We start from the raw sequence: 19,756 nt of genomic DNA on the forward strand, positions 1-19,756 counted from the left end.
GTTCTACGCAATGAAGAAGTCGAGATTCACGGACAGCCAGATCATGGAGGCGCTCAAGCGCGTGGAGGCAGGGCTGGCGGTACTGGATCTGTGCCGAGAGCTGGGCATTAGCACGGCGACGTTCTACAAGTGGCGCTCGAAGTACGGCGGCATGGACGTGTCGCTGATGCCCATCTTGCGGCACACCTCAGCCACTGGTGTGTCCAGCTCTGCTTGCTTCAACGCGAATGTAATCTGTTCTCCTTCACGACATTGACCTGCTTCCCGAGATTAGCAAGACAAGATGATTCATCATTTTGAGGTCGACTATCATCGATTGAGCGCATAGGGCCTAACCGCCTACCATCACCTCTCGACCGAGTCGATGTCCCGCGGCCGACACGAACCGCTGTTTTTACCCATACAGGCTCGCATCCGCGATAAACGGGCCGAATTGAATCCCTTTCCGCTACTTAACCTTGACCCTGACCCGTCACCGGTGACATGGTGGGAAGTTCCGAGTCAACGCCAGACGGCTGGCCACGCAGATAGCGAGCGCCGTCGTCGGCCCATCGTCGATTGGATCAAGGCACGGCTGCGTCGGCAATGAGATAACGTCAATCTTGGCGAGACGGATGGTTAGGCTGACGCAGCCTAACCATCCGTCTCGCCTATTAATAATCCACGGCATTGCACAAGCGCATTATGACTTAGACAAATCGTCGATTATCCTTTTGGTTGTTTTTAGCTTTAATTTAATATCCTACTCAACAACGTCAAGCTTCTTCATTAAATCAACATACTGATTTTTTGATAGCCCTGTTTTAGAGTCGCTAACACAAGTCGTCCACGAAGCGCGAACAGATAACGGCAGCAGCCAAGCGGAGCAAGGCGATATGAATGTCCAAACGCCGCTCAAAGCGGATGCGCAGCTTACCAAAACCGGCAAACCAGGCGTGCGTGCGCTCGACTACCCAGCGATGCCGTCCGAGCCGCTCACGGTTTTCTACGCCGCGACGGGCGATGCGTGCAGTGATTGCGCGTTGCTTCAGATAGCGTCGGCAGCGGGCAAAGTCGTAGCCCTTGTCCGCATGCAGTTTGCTCGGACGCTTGCGCGGCGAACCGCTCAAGCCCGGCACCGCTGGGAGAGTATCGAGGGTGCGCTCGAACGCCATCGAATCATGTCGGTTGGCACCTGTGACTGTGATCGCCAAGGGAACGCCCCGGGCATCTACGACCAGATGCCGTTTGCTCCCCAGTTTGCCCCGGTTCGTCGGGTTGGGGCCGGTTTCCTGGCCCCCCGGGGGCTGGCAACGCTGGCCGCATCTAGGCTCGCTCGCTCCCAATCAATTTGGTCATGTTCACGCAAGCGGCAAAGCATGGCCAGATGCAACCTGCTCCACACGCCGGCGGCCTGCCAGTCGCGCAATCGTCGCCAACATGTCATGCCGCTGCCGAAGCCGAGCTCCTGGGGCAAGTCTTCCCATGCAATGCCTGTATGCAGGACATACACGATGCCGTTCAATGCCGCCCGGTCGCCAACAGTGCGCCGACGCCCGCCTTTGGGTGAGGGCGTGAACGCTGGAATCAACGGCTCCAGCACCGCCCACAATTCATTGCTGATTTTGCGCCTTGCCATGACCCCAGGATACGCGCCTTACGGCCTGACGTCCAGGTTGCGTTAGCGACTCTTAGGCAGAGAACCATTTCTTTGGTAAGGGTTTGCTTGCGCGGTTTTATGAATTCTTTCTTTTGACAAATTAATTTCCGAAATAACCTCACCGAAGGCTTTTCTTAATCTATGATCCAGCTCGACTCGATTTTCATTACTATTTAGATTTCCGTTTACGATAATATCGAGGCGCGATCTATTAATGGCGCTTTTCGCACGACTGAGCTGCCCAAGCAGATTGTTTACTCTAGTCTGCAAAGCGTCGCGATCTTTATCTGACACAGCGCTAGTCTTTTGAAAAAAGCTATTGGTTATTTTTACCCCATTCAAGGAATTTTTTAGCTTCTCATTGATGCCCTTCATGGGCATCGCGCTACTAGCTTTGTGTAGCCAAACATTATTTAGATCCTATGTAGCGCGAGACCAACCAAAGCTTAAGTGAATCAAGGCGAACGCAACGGAGGCTATCATGCGTACAGATCACTTAGCCGGAGCCGATGCTGAGAACGTAATACTGGCAGCGTCACTCGAACTGGCAGGGACCCAATGGAAAATTGCGCTGCACGACGGACGCAGACAGAGTCCAGCGGTACACACGGTAAGGGGAGCGCAAGCGGCCCTGCGAGTGCAAGCCCTATTGGAGGTGATTGAGCGGTACAAGCAGAAATGGTCGCTGCCCCAAGATGTGCGTGTGGTGGTCAGTTATGAGGCTGGGCAGGATGGATTTTGGATCTATAGAGCGCTGCGCTCGCGTGGCATGGATTGTTATGTGATCGATGCGGCTAGTATTCCGGTGGAGCGGCACAGGCGTCGCGCTAAGACGGATCGGCTTGATGCGATCAAGCTGGTCACGAATCTGCGAGTATGGCTGCATGGCGAACGTGACCGCATGCGCGTAGTGCGAGTGCCCTCGCTGCAAGATGAAGCTTCGCGTCAGTTGATTCGTGATCGAGGGCAATTGCACAAAGAGGTGCTGCAGCACCGCGAGCGTATGCGTAAGTTGTTGATCACGATGGGTTGCTGGGACGGTTTCGATCATAGGACGTTTGCCAAGCGACTAGCTAGCGGCAAACTGGTTTGCCATGATGGCACGCCGCTGCCCAGCGAGTTGCATGAACGACTGTTACGCGAGACGGCCCGCCTGGCACTTGCCGAAGAACAACTCGCGGCACTTGAGCGCGCACTGCAAGAACGCCTACCGGCACCTGTACGCGAACGGATCACTTATCTTAGGCACCTCAAAGGTGTAGGCCAGCTCGGGGCATCGCGCCTGATGCTTGAGTTGTTCTGGCGCGAGTTTGGTAACCGGCGGCAACTGGGCGCCTGCGTAGGCTTGGTCCCGCAGCCCTACGATAGCGGACAGAGCCGGATTGATCAGGGAATCAGCAAGCAGGGAAATAGGCGAGTGCGAACCCAGCTCATCGAGATGGCCTGGTGCTGGCTGCGCTATCAGCCTAGCAGTGCGCTGGCGCAGTGGTTCAACAAGCGCACGCAGGGCACCGGAGCCAATCGCCGCGCGCGACGCATTGCGATTGTCGCGCTTGCCAGGCGGTTAGTGATTGCATTATGGCGCTACCTTAAAGACGGCGTGATTCCACAAAACGCTCAGTTCAAAGGGGCATGAGTGGGCATGGCTTATAGCTGTCGGATCAACGTCTATTGGAGGGGCTGAACCGGGATATGCCCGTAGGGCGAACGGGTTGCTGAATGTAACCGATCATTAGATGGGGCATATCCACCGGACCAGAATGTCCGGCGTAGCGCGCATACAGGATGAGGCCGGCCAAATCCGGCGGATAGAAGTGGGTGAGAGGTGAATCTCTCACGTGCGCACAATCGGCTCGACCCCACCCTAACGAGCGTTGATATCGCTTGGCTAAAAGTCGAGGTATCTGCTTATGGACTTTTTCCTTGCACAAAACTCTTGACAACTTTCTGCTCATAGAAGTACGCCCTGCAAAAAGTTTGAGATGCTGTTGTGGTAAGGCGCAGAAGTCGATCGAGGGGTTGCGTCACTCCCAGAAAGATAATCCAATAGGGGCAATTTCTGGGAGTTTTAAACACCACCGATGAGCACGAGCCAGACAAGTTCTTGTGGGGCACCGGATTTTTTTCGTAGCCGCCTGGATGCGATGATTGATCTGCGGCACCCGCTTGCGGTGCTAGCCACGCGTATGCCATGGCGCACGATTGAAGCGACGCTCGCCCCGCTGTTTGAGCGGCGCACGCGCGAAGCTCTAAGCAGCACCGTGCCCGATCTGTTCGGGATGGCGCCGAAGCTCGCTGGCGCCGGTGTGAGCGTAGCCGGGGGAGCGACAAGCGCCATTGCACAGGTGGCTGCAACGAGCCTGGCGCATTTGCCGACAGCGTCCCAAGGACAAAGACAAACTGTATGCACTACACGCGTCGGAAGTTGCATGCATCGGCAAAGGTAAGGCCCGCCAACCGTACGAGTTCGGCGTCAAGGTGAGCCTGGCTATCACGCACAAACAAGGGCTCATTGTCGGTACGCGAGCGTTCGCTGGCAACCCCTACGACGGCCACATTTTGGCCGAACAGCTCGAACAAATCTCGATCCTGATACAAGACCTGGCCGGTGCCCCACGTGTCAAGACTGTGCTGACCGATCTGGGCTTTCGTGGTGTGGATGCTCAGGTTGCGCCCGTACAGTTGATACATCGCGGAAAACTCAACAGGCTAACCCCGGCACAACAGCGTCGTTTGAAGCGGCGTCAAGCCATCGAGCCGATCATCGGGCATGTCAAACAGGATCATGGAATGCGGCGCTACTGGCTCAAAGGCGTCACCGGTGATGCGGTACATGCCGTGCTGTGCTCGACAGGCTATAACCTGCGCTGGCTGCTGCGCGCCATTACCCGATTGGGCATCCAGCCCGCTTTTTTTGTGCTTGGGTGGCTGCGCTCGCTTTGGCGCTGCGCCGCTACCTATCCTGTTTCATTTCCCGTGCACGGGACTTCTCATCCCAATTTTGAAGGGCCGACTAGGTACTCTGCCATTTGCACAACTCACCATGGGGATTGGCGGGGCGCCCCAAGCTTTGCCCAACCGCCAAGTTTGACGCAATAGGTCATCGTGACGCTGAAAAACGGTGCCAACTCACCTACGCTTAATAAAAGGGATTTCCGGAATTCCGTCATGCTGCTGCGCACGCTCCGCAAGTTGTGTTTCGGGTGGTTTCTCGCCGCACTTTCTGCCGGTGCCGTGCCAGCGCCCGCGCCAGTCGTGCTGATCCCCGTCAGCGGTGCGATCGGTCCCGCGAGCGCCGATTTCATCGAGCGCAGCCTAGCGCGGGCAGCCAGCATGCATGCGCAGTTGGCGGTGATTGAGCTGGACACGCCCGGCGGGCTGGATCCGTCGATGCGCCAGATCATCAAAGCCATGCTCGCCTCGCCGGTCCCGGTGGCGACATTCGTCGCGCCAGCTGGCGCACGGGCTGCCAGCGCGGGAACCTATATCCTGTACGCCAGCCACATCGCCGCGATGGCGCCCGGCACCAACCTTGGTGCCGCCACGCCGATTCAACTCGGCATCGGCGGCGAGTCATCGCCACCGGGTATGGATGGCGACACCGCGACAGATACGGCCAAGAGCCGGGCCGCCGGGGCGGCCAGCGGCGCCGCGACAGCCGCAGCCGCGCCGACATCGTCGCCCACGCGATCCATCGACGTGCCGGGCGACCCACGCACGACCGAGACACGCAAGCAGATCCAAGACGCGGCTGCCTACATCCGCAGTCTGGCTCAGCTGCATGGCCGAAACGGCGAGTGGGCCGAGCGTGCGGTACGCGATGCGGTCAGCCTGTCAGCGAGCGACGCGCTATCGCATCATGTGATCGACGTGGTGGCCAGCGACCTGGACGCGCTGCTCGTGCAACTCGACGCCAGACGGATCGATACCGCGCACGGCGTGCACACGCTGCAGACCGCCCATGCCCCGATCGTGCGGATCGATCCGGACTGGCGCACCCGTCTACTGGCCGTGATCACCAACCCGAACGTCGCGCTGATCCTGATGATGATTGGCATGTACGGGTTGTTCTTCGAGTTCGCCAATCCGGGTTTCGTGCTGCCAGGGGTAGCGGGCGCGATTAGCTTGCTGGTAGGCTTGTTTGCGCTGCACATGCTGCCCGTCAACTACGCCGGACTGATTCTGATACTGCTGGGCATCGCATTCCTGATCGCCGAAGTATTCGTGCCGACATTCGGCTCGCTCGGCTTTGGCGGGGTCGTCGCGTTCGGCATCGGCGCATTGATGCTGATCGACACCGAGGTCCCTGGCTTCGGCATCCCGCCGCCGTTGATCATTGCGCTCGCGTTATTCAGCGCGACATTCTTCATCGGGATCTCCAGCATTGCGCTGCGCGCGCGCCGGCGTCCGATCGCCGCGGGCGCCGAGACGCTGGTCGGCAGCACCGGCATCATGCTCGGCGAGCTAGCGCCCCGCCCCGCCGGCGACGGCGCGTCGAACCTGGGCGAGTCGATCGGCTGGGCCCAGATTCATGGCGAGCAGTGGCGCGTGCGAAGCGATCGTGCCCTGCCCGGTGGCGCGCACGTGCGCGTGACCGGGCGGCATGGCCTGACGCTAAGCGTCGTACCGGCGGCGACGCCGCCTGAACCAGGGGAGCATTCGTAATGGGTTTGACTTTCGGCTTCGCCGGCTTCATCGTGCTATTCGTGGTGACTCTTGCCGTCGCATCGATCCGGATATTCCGCGAATATGAACGTGGCGTAGTGTTCATGCTGGGCCGTTTCTGGCGGGTCAAGGGGCCCGGCCTCGTGCTGATCATCCCCGGCGTTCAGCAGCTCGTGAAGATCGATCTGCGCACCGTCGTGCTAGACGTGCCGTCGCAGGACCTAATCACGCACGATAACGTATCGGTCAAGGTCAACGCGGTCGTGTACTTCCGTGTCGTCGATCCGGAAAAAGCGGTGATTCAGGTCGCGCGCTACCTGGAGGCCACCAGCCAGCTGGCGCAGACCACGCTGCGCTCGGTGCTTGGCAAGCACGAACTTGACGAGCTACTGGCCGAGCGCGAGAAGCTCAACGATGATATCCAGAAGGCGCTCGATGCGCAGACGGACACATGGGGTATCAAGGTATCGAACGTCGAGATCAAGCACGTTGACCTGAACGAGTCGATGGTGCGCGCCATCGCGCGGCAAGCCGAGGCCGAGCGGGAGCGCCGCGCCAAGGTTATTCACGCGGAAGGCGAGTTGCAAGCATCGGAAAAGCTGTTGCAGGCGGCGCAGATGCTCGCCCGGCAGCCGCAGGCGATGCAATTGCGCTACCTGCAGACGCTGACCAGCGTCGCCGGTGACAAGGCCTCGACGATTGTGTTTCCCGTTCCGATAGAATTGGTCGACGCACTGGCCGCCACCGCGCGCCAATCCGACAGCTAGCCGATAAGGCGTGCGATAGTATTAGCGCATGCGGCAGCGCCGGTCAGCCCCTCGCGGTGTGGTGTTATCGTTGCCGCCCGCGCCGCGCTCCGGTATGGTGTACTCATCTTCACTACACCGATGAACGCTGCGCGCGCTCGCAGCGTACCGCGAAATGCCTGATACCATTGAATCCGTCCACGAGCCAATCCGCACCGACGTACTGATCATCGGTGCCGGGCCAGTCGGGTTGTTCGCCGCCTTCGAGGCCGGCGTGATTGGACTGACGTGTGAGGTCGTCGACACGCTTGCACAGATCGGCGGCCAATGCACCGAACTGTATCCGGACAAGCCCATTTTCGATATTCCGGCAATTCCAGTCTGCACCGCACGCGAACTGGTCGAGCGGCTCGCCGAGCAATGTCGCCCGTTCAACGTGCCGATCCGTCTGGGTCAGCGCGTAATCCATGTGGAGCAACGCGAAGACGGCCGCTGGCGTGCTCGCACGGAGCAGCAACTGGAGTTCGATGCCGCGGCGATCCTGATCAGCGCAGGCAATGGTGCGTTCGTGCCGCAACGGCTAGCGCTGCCCGAAGCGGCCTCGCTGGAAGGCCGCCATGTGCACTACGCGGTGCGCAACCTCGATGACTTCGCGGGCCGACGCGTAGTCGTAGCGGGCGGCGGCGACTCGGCGCTCGATTGGGCGCTCGCGCTGCGCCACGTCGCCCAGCATGTGACGCTCGTACATCGGCGCAACGCGTTCCGTGCAGCGGACTCGACCGTCGAACAGTTGCGCCGCGCCGCTGACGCTGGCGAACTCGATATCGTGACGGGCACAATCGCGGCATTGCGCACCGAGCACGGCGCGTTGCAGACGGTGGATATCGCGCAGATCGGCGCGCAAACGAGCGTGCCCGCGGAACATATCGTCGCGCTATATGGGCTGGTCGCCGATTTGGGACCCATCGCGCAGTGGGGCATGGAGATTCGCGCGGGACGCATCGCGGTGGACACGTCCAGCTACGAAAGCTCGCGCCCGGGCCTATTCGCGGTCGGTGACATCGCGATCTATCCGAACAAGCAGAAGCTGATTCTGTCCGGCTTCCACGAAGCCGCGCTGGCGTTGCGCAAAGCATATGGCTACGCGCATCCTGATCGCAAGCGCGTGCACGTCCATTCCAGCTACGATTTCACTTTGTCGGAGAAGATCCTCGGCACGCCGGCCGCGTCGGAGTGAGCCCGCTGCATGATTTCACTAGATGATTACAACAGTATGCAGGAAACGCTGCATCTTCTGGGGAACCCGACGAATGCTGATCGACTGCGCCAATCTATTGCTGAGTTTAAGGCCAGTAAGACCTTTGTAAAGGGCTTGCTAAAAAATGGCACAGCAGTAAGTAACTGCAAAGTTGTGTGGAGCTCGAACGGGGGGAAGACTGCCTGTACTGGCAAGAGCACAAGCAAACTGCGGCAGGCGCTCAGCGATGCGGTAGAAGGGCGGCATCAAACATCGTGTAGTAGGCCCGATTGCATGCCCCTTCAAACTGCCCGCATTCAGCAGTACCTGTGCCTCTTCAAATGCACGCCCCGTCTTGGCGATGTAGTCTTCGGCCGTCATGCATCATAGTGAAATGCCTATTATCCAATCAATTGGGTCTCAGGAACGCATGCCGCACGTTTGTCAAATGTATGCAGTGGTGCGTGACCCGCTTCTGCGGCTAAGGCGACATGCAAGCAGTCGGCAAAGTCTGCCGTGTACATCTTATAGTAAAAAAGAGCAAGCTCGAGCGCCGACTCAGACTCGAACTGCAATTCGGTTGTCGACAGCAGCGTTGTATAGGTGTCCGTAATGACCTGTTTCGCCAATTTGTACCTGGATCTGAGCACCCATTCCAGTTCAAGCACCACGGTAATCGGCACGAAAAGACGCTGCCTTGCCTGGACCTGCTGTGTGATGAGTTGGTATGCACAGTTGAACTGTTCCAAGTCGTCTTTCACGAGATACCGGACCAGGGCATTAGTATCCAACGCGGCCATTAGCGGCGCCACGCTTTCATATCTTCAACCGGAACGGGAGGTGCCGGGATTCGCAAAGCACCAGCCAGTTCGAGTATGGACTTCGTCTTGGCCCGAACGATCACACTGCCGTCTGGCGCGAGATGCCACTCAAGCCGTGTCCCAGGTTCAGCATGAAGTGCGGCCCTGATCTGCGCAGGCATCGTCGTTTGCCCTTTGGAGGTTAAAGTAGACTCATTCATTGCACATTCCTTACTTAAGCTCAAATTGTAATGAAATTTGTGGTCTAGAACAAGCCAATCAGCCCACACATACAGCTGGCGCAGCAGTAGATTCCAGGCTATCTATCGCTTTGTCAATCCGGTGTGTGGACGAGTATTGGAAGTGACGACGGTTCCTACCATGCAGGATCAGCATGGGGCAGTACCGGCTGGATTCACCTCGGCCGGGCGCATACGAATGTGTAACTCGAAGCGCCCATGGCAGCCACGAATACGTGCGCGCGGCGTCCGGTGGTCAGCGGCAACGTGCTGCTGGCAGGCCGGGCCGATTGCAACATCTCGCAGTGTCGGCAGTCAGCGCGTGACCTTGGCAGCGGTAAATTCGGCGCCGTTACCAGACCGGATGGACGCTGGCTTGCCGTACAGCCGCACCAGTCGCGACAAAGTCAGGATCTCGCCCTGCGAGCGCAGGCTGGTGCCGATCTCGGTCAGTCGCTGGCGCATGCTTTGATAGCGAAAGATGACCATGCCATGTCATCGCCTCGACCAGTGTCGGGGTGAACGCCTTCAGTCGCTTACCGCAGATCCGGTCACCAGCCTCCCATAGCGGGATCAGCGCGGCCCGCACCTGATTATCAGCGCCGCTGCGAGCCTAGCTTCACCTCGGCGGCTGCGGCTCTCGGCACAGCACTCGGATACGTAGTAACATATCTACATTAAACGAACGGCTTGGAGAAATACCATGACGATCACCACCCTATCGAGCCGGGAACTGAATCACGACGTGACCAGGGCCAAGAAGGCAGCCAACAAAGGGCCTGTGTTCATTACCGATCGCGGCAAGCCTGCCCACGTACTCTTAAGCTTTGAGGCCTACCAAAAACTCACGCAACAGCGCCGCAATATTGCGGACACCCTTGCCATGCCCGGCGTGGAAGATATCGAGTTCAATCCGCCACGTGCTCATGTTCAAACGCGGCCGGCTGATCTGACTTGATGTACGTACTCGATACCCATGTTGTGTCCGAGTTGCGCAAGATTCGGGCCGGCAAGGCTAATGCCAATGTCACGGCATGGACTGCCAGCGTGGATGCGGCTTGGCTTTTTGTGTCCGCTATCACCATCATGGAACTGGAAACGGGTATCTTGCAAATCGAGCGGCACGATGCCGATCAGGGCAGGATACTACGAGCATGGATAGAGCATTACGTACTGCCCGAGTTTGCAGACCGCGTTTTACCGATTGATATTCGTGTGGTGCAACGCTGCGCCCGATTGCATGTACCCAACCGGCAATCAGAGCGAGACGCATTGATTGCGGCCACAGCACTAGTACACGGGATGACGGTTGTCACCCGTAACGTGGCGGATTTTGCCGCGACCGGCGTCAATCTCCTTAACCCCTGGATGGACGCATAGCCTGAGGCGAGCGTACATTTACGCAAACCTTAAAAAAACCGTGCCGGTAGCCGCTTCAGCGCCGCAGACGCCCAAGACCCCATAGCCACGATGAAAACGACTCGGGTTGCCCCGCGACTGTTTGACGCCTTTGCCCGCCACGCTCGACGAGGTGCTCGACAAGTGGGCGGATGAAAAGGCGTCAAGAATCGACTTCTCTCGTGCTGACGCCAACCGATAACACGAAGAATGAGTCGTTCAACGGGCGCTTGCGTGAGGAAAGCCTGGTCTGACTGGCGCTGCGCAACGTCGTTGCCAAATGGACCGGTTCCCGACATGATTGGAAAAGCGCAATGACGCAGTTCGCGCTGCTTTACCCCGAGCGCTTCAACATCAGACTGTGAGTTTCAACCCGCCTCACACACAGAATTCCGGATACGTCCTTCACCACTTGAAGATAGACGGTGAACTGGCATCACCCTGTCCGACTCGCGAAGGATTCTCCGGATAAACAAAGCATGCTGGTTCAGCTGCAGGTTAATGTAGCCGACTTCTGAGCCAAGGCACACTGTCCTGGATTCGCGCCCGGGTCGGCTCGGAGAACGAGTTGGCTTCTATAAAACGGGTGATTTCACCCATCGCTATATCCCATTGATGATCGTTTAAATTAGGTAGCCAACGCTCGCGCCGAAGTTTGTTAAGCCCATCCAATAAGGCAGCTTCACCCGCGCCATTCAATAAATTCAATCCCTGCTGCCAGACCCACTTTGCCAGTGCATCGTCCAGTGCGTAGGTATACGTTAGTAGGCCGAGTGCGGCCTGCGCACGCTGCGCTGGCCGCACGCGCAGCAGCGCCGGCTCCAGTAACTGGAGTTCGTGAGCGTGCTGCTCGCTCGGTAAAGTAGTCAACCCCTTTAGAAGATAGCGTAGTGCGACGCCCAACTGTTCGTCAGGCAGCGACAGCGTCCAATCACGCAGCTGAGTGTACTGTGCGAATCGCTCTGCTCTTGGAAAAATCCATATGGCACTGGCTAACATGCCAACTGATGCGCCTTGATGAGAGGGCGGCAGTTGCAACGCGTGTTCGCGTAACACCGCATACAGCCCAAGGAGGCGATCGTTGCCGCTTCCACCAACGTGGAGCATTCGCCGACACAATGCCGGGATCAGCTCCGCTTGCTCAGACATCCTCAAGGACGCAAGCCGAGCCACGAGCGCCTGATAACGCTCGACAACCTCCGGTGAGCGAAGCAAAAAAAAGTTCAGACTGTCAGCTAGTTCCGCCCAGACATTGTCCTGCTCGGGCGCACGCTGCTGCGCCATCGCGTAAGCAAAATCGAATAATTCAACCCGCTGGTTCCACTGAAAATCGCGCAATGAGTGCAACAACAGCGCTTTTTGTATCTGCACGCCATCCTTCGGAATGCGCTGCGCCGCCGCGTACATGCGCTTAAAGGCTTCGCCGCGCTCGGCTTCTGGCAACGCTTGCAGACGCTGACGCAACGCGTCAAGCGGCTCGACGTGCTGCGCCGGATCGGCGAGCGTGCCATCCATCTCATTGAGCAGCTGGTTGACTGACGCGAGGCTCACGGCTTGGTTGGCTCGTTGCCAGTAGCGGTAGACTGAATGCCGACTTTGCATCGCATGGTACGTGCGACGATCGACTGCTGAAAAATTTCCCACGTCTTGGACGGGCACGTAGTCACCGATCTGCTGAATCAGTTCAGGCGGTAGGTCATGATATGTCGTGGGCCGGTTGGCCGGCAGGTTCGCCAGCCCACCGCTTGCCGGTTTTAGTGTCGGCGGAGGTGCCGACGCAGCAGGCTGCGGGCACGACTCCAACGCACACATGTAGGCTTGGCAGTCGTTCAAAGCGGCATTCAGGTCAAAGTCCATCTGTAAGCTCGGCAGTCGATAAAAAACGTCGCAATACGAAGTGAGGCCGCGCAGCAGGCTAGCGGAAAACGGGAGGCTGGGCACAGCGATGGACTGTGAACGCCATGTTTTTGGCGGATAGTGCAACGCCAATATGCGGAAATTGTTACATTGTCCGTTGGCAAGCCACACTCTTAAAGAAAAATGAAGGCCCCGATGGGCCGGCGCGAAGCGCTGGAGGTGCTGCCTCGGCAGGGGCTATCGCAACGCAAGGCATGTTGCTATCTGGGGCTGAGTCGTCGGGTGGCAACCTATACGCTTAAGCAACCCCAAAAGGATCGGAGCGTGGGCGAGCGACTGATTGCGGCCACTCAGGAAGTGCCGCGTTGGGCTACCGGCAGATGTCGGTCTGCCTAGCGCTGGGCGAATCGCGCATGCGGCGAATGTGGCGAGCGCCATGCAGCTGGCTGCAAGATGCTGCAATCGGCCCGGCCTTCATCGCGCCCAGCAGTGCGTGGCAAAACGGGTTCGTCGAAAGCTACTCTGCCCCCTGGAGACAGCACGGTGCATTCACCGTGCCTTTACCATGCCGTGACACCGTGACCATGCTGGGCGGGAACGACATGCACGGCAGGCTACGTCAGGCAGCGGGCCACATGGAAACGCATTGTGGATTCCTCCGGCGCCGCGCCTCTGGCCGGCTGCGCAACGCTGACAATCGTGCCGCCCGTCGCCGACGGCGTTAGCAGGATCACCCAGCTACCCCGCCCGATGTCCAACTCCGTCATCTCGCCGCTGCGTGACGCGCGCACGTTCGGCAGGCGGTCGCGCAAGCAGGCACTGATATCGCGCATAGAGCGCAGCGAAGACACGTAGATCAGCGGCTTGACCTGCGCGAGCGGCGATCCGCCGTGTCCGCTGTCTGTCGCACTCGAGCATCCGGCCATGCTGAGCACTGTCGCAAGTGTGAAACAGCACCGGCGGATAAATGCGCAATGAGAGGGGTTTCGCATAAGGCTGTTCCGAAAATTTTCTTTTTACGGCATAATTCAAGTCGTCGAAAGCCGTAACTTCCTTAAAAAGGAAACTTCTTCGCGATCGACACTGCGGCTCCGAGAAGTTATAGGCGATTTGAGCAGACCAGAAGCGTCGAGCCCGAAAAAAAGCCGGCACGAAGCCGGCTGAAGGGCTCTGGTCTTATTCCGAGGGCTTAACCAGAACCTGAGACTGATGCGAGGCGAGCCCCGCACAGGGCCGCAATTATCGCATATAAAGCACTGGCGAGTGGCAAATTCTGCCCGCCGGTGCTAATTTTTTTCAGAATCGTTGACTGCATCGGCTTTTAACTCGCGCTGAGCAACTCAATTCCCATGCCGGATTCTGAATTTGATTTATTGTCGGTGGCGTTGCGAGTGCGTAAGCTGATGGAGCGCCACGGGATCGACAAACGCAAGCGAATCAATCCGAACTCGGCCGCGCGATAGTGCGCTTCAACCTGCTGTAGCACGAGAAATCGGTAAAACAAGCGATCATGGCCGCGGAGTTGACCCAGGCGCTCGCCTAGCACAACGCGTATCGGCCAGACACGGAACGCCCTGTGACGCCAGCGCGCTGATCGCGCTGATCACCGCAACCGGCACGTCCCGACTCAGTCAGCATCCCTAGTGAACAGCGGTCTTCGAAAAGCCGTTCATTAACACGACACCGACGACGATGAGCCCCATGCCGGTCACTGCAGGCCAATCGAGCCGCTGATCGTAGACGAAGAAAGCAACCAGCGAAATCAATACAATGCCGACTCCCGACCAGATTGCATAGGCAACGCCAACCGGCACCGAACGCAACGTCAGCGACAGACAGTAGAACGCGACCGCGTAGCCGAGCGCGGTGATCACTGACGGCAGCAGCCGCGTGAAACCATCGGACGCCTTGAGCGCCGACGTGCCGATCACTTCGGCGACGATCGCAATCGCAAGATAGAGGTAGGCAAGCATGGGGAAGACATCGCTGCAGCAACGACCATGATTATACGCATGCGCGCGCAGGAGCGTCCCCAGGCGCCATCGACGTGACCAATCCGGCGTTTTTTCGGTCATTCCTGCGGTAGAGCGTGACGATGGCAATAGATGCGCCCATTCTGTAATAAACCGGGCAGAACGGCGCACGATCCGTGCCGAACCGGGTAAAATCCGGCGCGAACGGGGCGGGCAGCAACAAACTATGCTACCTTTGCGGATAGTTTGGCGCGCGCAGTCGCCATAGTGACGCCTGGGCGCGCCATGGTGACTGCGCGCAGCCGATCCTCACGTTTTATTGCACACCGAGGAGCCAGTGGGCATCGCCGAACCCATCGAAGCACATCACGCCATGACCAGCCAGCAGGTCGCGTCGGGCAGTTCGTTCTATGCCGCGATGCGCCTCTTGCCGCGCGCGCAGCGCGAAGGCATGTACGAGATCTATTCGTTTTGCCGCCAGGTCGACGATATCGCGGACAGTGGCGCGTCGCGCGAGAGCCGGCTGGCCGCGCTCGAGCAATGGCGCGTCGCAATCGCCGCCTTGTACGCCGGCAAGGCGAGCCCACCGCTGACCACGCTCGCGCGCGTCGCACAGCAGTTCTCGCTGCGGCAGGACGATTTCATCGCGGTGATCGACGGCATGGAGATGGACGTGGTTGACACCATCATCGCGCCGGATCGCAATACGCTGGACTTGTATTGCGACCGCGTCGCCAGTGCAGTTGGCCGCTTGTCGGTGAAGGTTTTCGGGATGCCAGACGACGACGGTCGGCAGCTCGCGCACCATCTCGGACGGGCGCTGCAGTTGACCAACATCCTGCGGGACATCGACGAGGACGCCGATATCGGCCGCGTCTACCTGCCGCGCGACACGCTCGCGGCGGCCGGCATCGTGCACCCCACGCCCAACGCGGTCCGCGCCGCGTCGCTCGACCGCGCATGCGCGCCACTGATTGCCGACGCGCGCGAGCACTTTGCGCAAGCCACCGCGATCATGGCGCGGTATCCGCGGCGCGTGGTCATTGCGCCGCGCATCATGGCGCAAGCCTATTACGCGTTATTCGCGCAGTTGGTCCGGCGCGGCTTCGCCGCGCCGCGTGAGCGCGTGCGCGTGTCGCGTGCGCGCCTCATGCTGGCCATTGCCAGACACTGGCTGTTCTGATCATGCGGCCGGCGGCAGGCCGGCCGCACGCCGCACCGCGGAATTGTTGCGAGGAATACGAATGAACATGTTGCATGAACCGTTGCATCCCAACGTCGATGACGCGCGCACCGCGCACGCCAGCGCGCCGCCGCCGGCCGAGCGTCTGGAGCAGGCGATCCGCTCGGCGACCAACGCGCTGCTGGACGCTCAACATGACGATGGCCATTGGCTATTTGAGTTGGAAGCCGACGCAACGATCCCGGCCGAGTATGTGTTGATGGTCCATTATCTGGGAGAGACGCCGGACCCCGTGCTCGAAGCGAAAATCGGCGCCTACCTGAGACGCATCCAGGGCGAGCATGGCGGCTGGCCGCTGTTCCACGACGGCGCCTTCGACATGAGCGCCAGCGTCAAGGCATATTTCGCGCTGAAGATGATCGGTGAGCCGCTTGACGCACCGCATATGAAACGCGCCCGCGATGCGATTCTGGCGCGTGGCGGCGCAGCCAAGAGCAACGTGTTCACGCGGATCCTGCTCGCGCTGTACGGCATACTCGACTGGCGGGCGGTGCCGATGATGCCCGTGGAGATCATGCTGCTGCCGAGATGGTTTCCGTTTCACCTGTCGAAAGTGTCGTACTGGGCGCGCACCGTAATCGTGCCGCTGCTTGTGCTGCAGGCCAAGCGGCCGCGCGCGCGTAATCCTCGCGGCATCGGCATCGATGAGATTTTCGTCGGTTCGCCACGCAACGTCGGGCCGATATCGAAGGCCCCGCATCAGAGCCAGGGATGGTTTTCGTTCTTCTCAACCCTCGACGCGCTGCTGCGCAAGCTCGATCCGTATTTCCCAAAACAGTCGCGCCAAAAGGCCATTGATGCCGCGGTGCACTTTGTCGATGAGCGCTTAAACGGCGAGGACGGCCTCGGTGCGATCTTCCCGGCCATGGTCAACTCGGTACTCATGTACGACGCGCTCGGCTATCCGCCGGACCATCCGCATCGCGCGATCGCGCGCAAGTCGATCGATAAGTTGCTGGTGATCCACGACCACGAGGCCTATTGCCAGCCTTGCCTGTCGCCCGTCTGGGACACCGCGCTGACTGCGCACGCGCTGCTGGAGACCGGTGAATCGCGCGCGATCGAGCGTGCGGCGAAGGGTCTCGACTGGCTGCTGCCGCTACAGATCCTGGACACTCGGGGCGATTGGATCTCACGTCGCGCAAACGTGCGGCCTGGCGGCTGGGCGTTCCAGTTCGCGAACCCGCATTACCCGGACGTGGACGACACGGCGGTGGTTACCATGGCGATGGACCGCGTTGAGAAGCTGCAGGTGCGCAATCGCTACCGCAATGCGATCGACCGGGGCTGCGAGTGGGTAGTCGGCATGCAAAGTCACAACGGCGGCTGGGGCGCATTTGAGCCGGAAAACACGCATCTCTACCTGAACAACATCCCGTTCTCCGATCATGGCGCGCTGCTGGACCCGCCGACCGTGGACGTATCGGCACGGTGTCTATCGATGCTTGCACAACTGCCCAGCACGCCGCAGCGGCAGGCGTCGGCTTCGCGCGCGAAGCACTACCTCCTCGCCAACCAAGAGGATGATGGCAGTTGGTATGGCCGATGGGGCATGAATTACATCTACGGCACCTGGTCTGCGTTGTGCGGCCTGCGCGCCGCCGGCGTCGCGCCGGACACGTCGCCGATGCAGCGTGCGGCGCACTGGTTGCGCTCAATCCAGAATTCGGACGGTGGGTGGGGCGAGGACGGCGACAGCTACAAGCTCGACTACCGTGGCTACGAACGGGCGCCGAGCACCGCGTCACAGACCGCATGGGCGCTGCTGGGACTGATGGCGGCTGGCTGCGAACACGACGAAGCCGTCGCGCGCGGCATCGCGTACTTGCTGAACACGCAGAACGACGAAGGACTATGGGATGAGGCGCTGTTCACCGCGACCGGATTCCCACGCGTGTTCTACCTGCGCTATCACGGCTACCGCAAGTTCTTCCCGCTGTGGGCGCTCGCACGTTACCGCAATCTCACCGTACGCAACGCATGTACCGTAGCCTGCGGAATGTGATATATGACGCACCGGTGGTGGTCGTCACCGGCCTCGCCTTCGAGGCCCGGATCGCCGCGGGTCCGGACGTACGCGTGATCTGTCAGCAAAATGCCGGACTAGCGACCACGCTCGGCGCGATCGTCGCGCAGAGCCGGTCCTGCTCAGCGCTGGTAAGCTTCGGCACCGCAGGCGGACTGGTGAAATCGCTACGCCCCGGCGCGTTGCTGGTGGCCCGTTCGGTGCTGGTCGCCGACCCGCGCGGCCAGCACCGAGCGAGCGCAGCAACGCGGGACGATGCGACGCTAATCAGCACGCAGCGTTACGCAAGCGACGAACGATGGTCCCACGCGCTGCTCGAGCGGCTCAACGGCGCGGTCCACGCAGATCTGGCAGGCATCGCAACGCCAGTCAGCCAGGCGGAGGACAAGCAGCGGCTGCAGCATGCGTGTGGCGCGTGGGCCGCCGACATGGAGTCGCACATCGTCGCGCGCATCGCCTATGAGCGCGGCCTGCCTTTCGTGTGCGTGCGCGCGATCGTCGATCCAGCCGAGCGTTCTCTGCCGCCGGCTGCGGTCGCAGCGCTCAACGACGACGGGTCAACGGACCTGGGCGCCGTCCTGCGCTCACTACTCGCCCATCCGGGTCAATTGCCTGCTCTGTTGGCGGTGGCGCGCGATGCGCGCAATGCGCGTCGTGCGCTGATCGCGGCACGGCACAGGATCGGCGCGGCATTCGGTTTTCCGTCCCGTGCGTCCGGTCGCGCTGCGGTTACCTCAGTAGGCGGCTAGTTGCGAAGCGTCAAGAGGTTATGAGTCGTTTAACGCCGCGCCTGCGCGCGACCCTTCCACATGCCGCCACGACCACGCCAGTGCTGCAGCGCGGAGTCCAACGTAAACGCGGTATATAACACGGCGATGACCGGCAGGCATGGCCCCCACCCGCGCGAACGACCGTAGAAGCGCAACATAGGTAGGTATGCGAAGGTCATCGCCGCCCAGGCCAGCGCGCTCGCCACGCGGGCAAACCCGCTGCCGAACAGGACCAAAAGCGGCGGCGCGACGAAGGTGACCAGCAGTGACACGATCGTGCCACACAGCCACCACGGCGAATAGTGCAGCTGCGCATACGCGGTACGCGCGACCATGCGGTGAATCTCGCCCAGATTGTCATACGACCGCACGCTGCGCGCCCGATTGGTCAAACCCAGCCAGATCGCGCCTTGTGACTTCATCCGGGCACCCAGCGCACAGTCATCGATGATCTCATCGCGGATCGCCTCGATGCCGCCGGCCGCACGCAATGCCTGCGCCTGCACCAGCATACATCCGCCCGCTGCGGCCGCCATCGGATGGTCACGCCGATTGACCCATGAAAACGGATACAACATCTGGAAGAACAGCACGAAGGCCGGGATCAGCGCGCGCTCGAACCACGCGTCACAGCGTAGCTTCGCCATCAATGAAACCATGACGCGACGGTCTACGATCGCGCGCGTGACCAGTTGCCGCAGATTATCTGGCGCATGCTCGATGTCGGCGTCCGTCAATAGCAACCACGCAGGCGGCGGGTCGGTGGCATGCGCGGCATCAATGCCTTGCCGGACTGCCCAAAGCTTGCCGGTCCAGCCGGCCGGCAGAGGCTCACCGCGCAGCACCGTGAGCCGCCCGGCGGCGCCCATGGCGTGCGCCGTGTCGCGCGCGAGGGCAGCGGTGCCGTCTTCGCTATGGTCGTCAACCACCACGACCCGCACCGATCCCGGGTAGTCCTGGCGCAACAGGCTGCTCACCGTCTGCGCGATCGAGGCGGCCTCGTTGCGCGCCGGAATCACCGCGACGACCGCCGGCCACGCATCAGGGGTGTCGGTGCCGGGCGGATCTTGATCATCCCGTTCGTGCGCCTGCCAGAATCCGCCACGCGCCACGAGCAACATGATCCAAATCACCAGCGATAGGACGGCAATGGCTGTCAGCAA

General features: G+C 60.3%; 18 protein-coding genes and 5 pseudogenes. 14 read left to right on the forward strand and 9 right to left on the reverse strand.

Annotated elements, in window-relative coordinates:
* Positions 1-10: 10 nt before the first annotated feature.
* A pseudogene (locus RA167_RS14535) lies at positions 11-181 on the forward strand (transposase); the annotation flags it as partial.
* 631 nt (positions 182-812) lie between these two features.
* Here RA167_RS14535 and RA167_RS14540 read toward each other — a convergent pair.
* Together RA167_RS14540 and RA167_RS14545 are read right to left on the reverse strand one after the other, a co-directional pair.
* A protein-coding gene (locus RA167_RS14540; RefSeq protein WP_139337166.1) for an IS5 family transposase occupies positions 813-1,618 on the reverse strand; the annotation gives its coding sequence in 2 pieces (ribosomal slippage) (positions 813-1,288 and positions 1,288-1,618; 807 coding nt in all).
* 42 nt (positions 1,619-1,660) lie between these two features.
* On the reverse strand, positions 1,661-2,014 hold the full coding sequence (locus RA167_RS14545) for a hypothetical protein (RefSeq protein WP_139337207.1): 354 nt from the start codon (positions 2,012-2,014) through the stop codon (positions 1,661-1,663).
* 106 nt (positions 2,015-2,120) lie between these two features.
* Here RA167_RS14545 and RA167_RS14550 point away from each other — a divergent pair, with 106 nt between their 5' ends.
* The 6 genes and pseudogenes from RA167_RS14550 (at position 2,121) to RA167_RS14575 (ending at position 8,677) form a co-directional block, all read left to right on the forward strand.
* On the forward strand, positions 2,121-3,275 hold the full coding sequence (locus tag RA167_RS14550) for an IS110 family transposase (protein WP_076788308.1): 1,155 nt from the start codon (positions 2,121-2,123) through the stop codon (positions 3,273-3,275).
* 710 nt (positions 3,276-3,985) lie between these two features.
* Positions 3,986-4,738: pseudogene (locus tag RA167_RS14555) on the forward strand (transposase); the annotation flags it as partial.
* Positions 4,739-4,807: 69 nt separating this feature from the next.
* Positions 4,808-6,304 carry an NfeD family protein gene (locus RA167_RS14560; RefSeq protein WP_076788311.1) on the forward strand — a complete coding sequence of 499 codons (1,497 nt, stop codon included), beginning with the start codon at positions 4,808-4,810 and terminating at the stop codon, positions 6,302-6,304.
* Positions 6,304-7,071, forward strand: coding sequence for a slipin family protein (locus tag RA167_RS14565; RefSeq protein WP_076788312.1), 768 nt, complete (start codon positions 6,304-6,306; stop codon positions 7,069-7,071). The genes RA167_RS14560 and RA167_RS14565 overlap by 1 nt, the downstream gene beginning before the upstream one ends.
* Before the next feature lie 154 nt (positions 7,072-7,225).
* Positions 7,226-8,287: an NAD(P)/FAD-dependent oxidoreductase gene (locus RA167_RS14570; RefSeq protein ID WP_076788313.1), complete on the forward strand. Its 1,062-nt coding sequence runs from the start codon at positions 7,226-7,228 to the stop codon at positions 8,285-8,287.
* 36 nt (positions 8,288-8,323) lie between these two features.
* Positions 8,324-8,677 (forward strand): hypothetical protein, encoded by a 354-nt coding sequence (locus tag RA167_RS14575; protein ID WP_338877540.1) that lies wholly within the window; start codon positions 8,324-8,326, stop codon positions 8,675-8,677.
* 11 nt (positions 8,678-8,688) lie between these two features.
* On the opposite strand, the gene RA167_RS14580 is transcribed toward RA167_RS14575, so the two are convergent.
* From RA167_RS14580 to RA167_RS14590, 3 genes and pseudogenes are all read right to left on the reverse strand, one after another.
* Positions 8,689-9,099, reverse strand: coding sequence for a PIN domain-containing protein (locus RA167_RS14580; RefSeq protein WP_235090472.1), 411 nt, complete (start codon positions 9,097-9,099; stop codon positions 8,689-8,691).
* On the reverse strand, positions 9,087-9,308 hold the full coding sequence (locus tag RA167_RS14585) for an AbrB/MazE/SpoVT family DNA-binding domain-containing protein (RefSeq protein WP_076788316.1): 222 nt from the start codon (positions 9,306-9,308) through the stop codon (positions 9,087-9,089). Before RA167_RS14585 ends, RA167_RS14580 begins: the two co-directional genes overlap by 13 nt.
* A gap of 336 nt (positions 9,309-9,644) precedes the next feature.
* Positions 9,645-9,773, reverse strand: a pseudogene (locus RA167_RS14590) (IS3 family transposase); the annotation flags it as partial.
* A 256-nt stretch (positions 9,774-10,029) separates the two neighbouring features.
* Between RA167_RS14590 and RA167_RS14595 the strand changes: the two are divergent.
* The 3 genes and pseudogenes from RA167_RS14595 to RA167_RS15745 form a co-directional block, all read left to right on the forward strand.
* Positions 10,030-10,284, forward strand: a complete 255-nt coding sequence (locus RA167_RS14595; protein ID WP_076788320.1) for a type II toxin-antitoxin system prevent-host-death family antitoxin — start codon at positions 10,030-10,032, stop codon at positions 10,282-10,284.
* Positions 10,281-10,706 carry a type II toxin-antitoxin system VapC family toxin gene (locus tag RA167_RS14600; RefSeq protein WP_175972487.1) on the forward strand — a complete coding sequence of 142 codons (426 nt, stop codon included), beginning with the start codon at positions 10,281-10,283 and terminating at the stop codon, positions 10,704-10,706. The genes RA167_RS14595 and RA167_RS14600 overlap by 4 nt, the downstream gene beginning before the upstream one ends.
* 142 nt (positions 10,707-10,848) lie before the next feature.
* A pseudogene (locus RA167_RS15745) lies at positions 10,849-10,972 on the forward strand (IS3 family transposase); the annotation flags it as partial.
* 250 nt (positions 10,973-11,222) lie between these two features.
* On the opposite strand, the gene RA167_RS14605 reads toward RA167_RS15745, so the two are convergent.
* The gene (locus RA167_RS14605) at positions 11,223-12,581 is read right to left on the reverse strand and encodes a hypothetical protein (protein ID WP_076788323.1); all 1,359 of its coding nucleotides are present in this window, start codon (positions 12,579-12,581) and stop codon (positions 11,223-11,225) included.
* Positions 12,582-12,758: 177 nt separating this feature from the next.
* Here RA167_RS14605 and RA167_RS14610 point away from each other — a divergent pair.
* Positions 12,759-13,015: pseudogene (locus tag RA167_RS14610) on the forward strand (IS3 family transposase); the annotation flags it as partial.
* Positions 13,016-13,195: 180 nt separating this feature from the next.
* Here the strand turns inward: RA167_RS14610 and RA167_RS14615 are convergent.
* Together RA167_RS14615 and RA167_RS14620 are read right to left on the reverse strand one after the other, a co-directional pair.
* Positions 13,196-13,507, reverse strand: coding sequence for a hypothetical protein (locus RA167_RS14615; protein ID WP_235091548.1), 312 nt, complete (start codon positions 13,505-13,507; stop codon positions 13,196-13,198).
* Between the two features lie 714 nt (positions 13,508-14,221).
* Positions 14,222-14,554, reverse strand: coding sequence for a DMT family transporter (locus tag RA167_RS14620; RefSeq protein WP_076788681.1), 333 nt, complete (start codon positions 14,552-14,554; stop codon positions 14,222-14,224).
* 373 nt (positions 14,555-14,927) lie between these two features.
* Here RA167_RS14620 and hpnD point away from each other — a divergent pair, with 373 nt between their 5' ends.
* The 3 genes from hpnD (at position 14,928) to RA167_RS14635 (ending at position 18,572) form a co-directional block, all read left to right on the forward strand.
* Positions 14,928-15,737 carry a presqualene diphosphate synthase HpnD gene (gene hpnD / locus RA167_RS14625; protein WP_076788682.1) on the forward strand — a complete coding sequence of 270 codons (810 nt, stop codon included), beginning with the start codon at positions 14,928-14,930 and terminating at the stop codon, positions 15,735-15,737.
* A gap of 61 nt (positions 15,738-15,798) precedes the next feature.
* On the forward strand, positions 15,799-17,802 hold the full coding sequence (gene shc / locus RA167_RS14630) for a squalene--hopene cyclase (protein ID WP_076788330.1): 2,004 nt from the start codon (positions 15,799-15,801) through the stop codon (positions 17,800-17,802).
* A complete protein-coding gene (locus RA167_RS14635; RefSeq protein WP_076788684.1) occupies positions 17,778-18,572 on the forward strand; it encodes a 5'-methylthioadenosine nucleosidase/S-adenosylhomocysteine nucleosidase in 795 nt (264 codons plus the stop codon). Before shc ends, RA167_RS14635 begins: the two co-directional genes overlap by 25 nt.
* Before the next feature lie 29 nt (positions 18,573-18,601).
* On the opposite strand, the gene RA167_RS14640 is transcribed toward RA167_RS14635, so the two are convergent.
* The gene (locus RA167_RS14640; protein ID WP_076788332.1) at positions 18,602-19,756 is read right to left on the reverse strand and encodes a glycosyltransferase; all 1,155 of its coding nucleotides are present in this window, start codon (positions 19,754-19,756) and stop codon (positions 18,602-18,604) included.

The organism is Mycetohabitans endofungorum, from assembly GCF_037477895.1.
Taxonomy (GTDB): domain Bacteria; phylum Pseudomonadota; class Gammaproteobacteria; order Burkholderiales; family Burkholderiaceae; genus Mycetohabitans.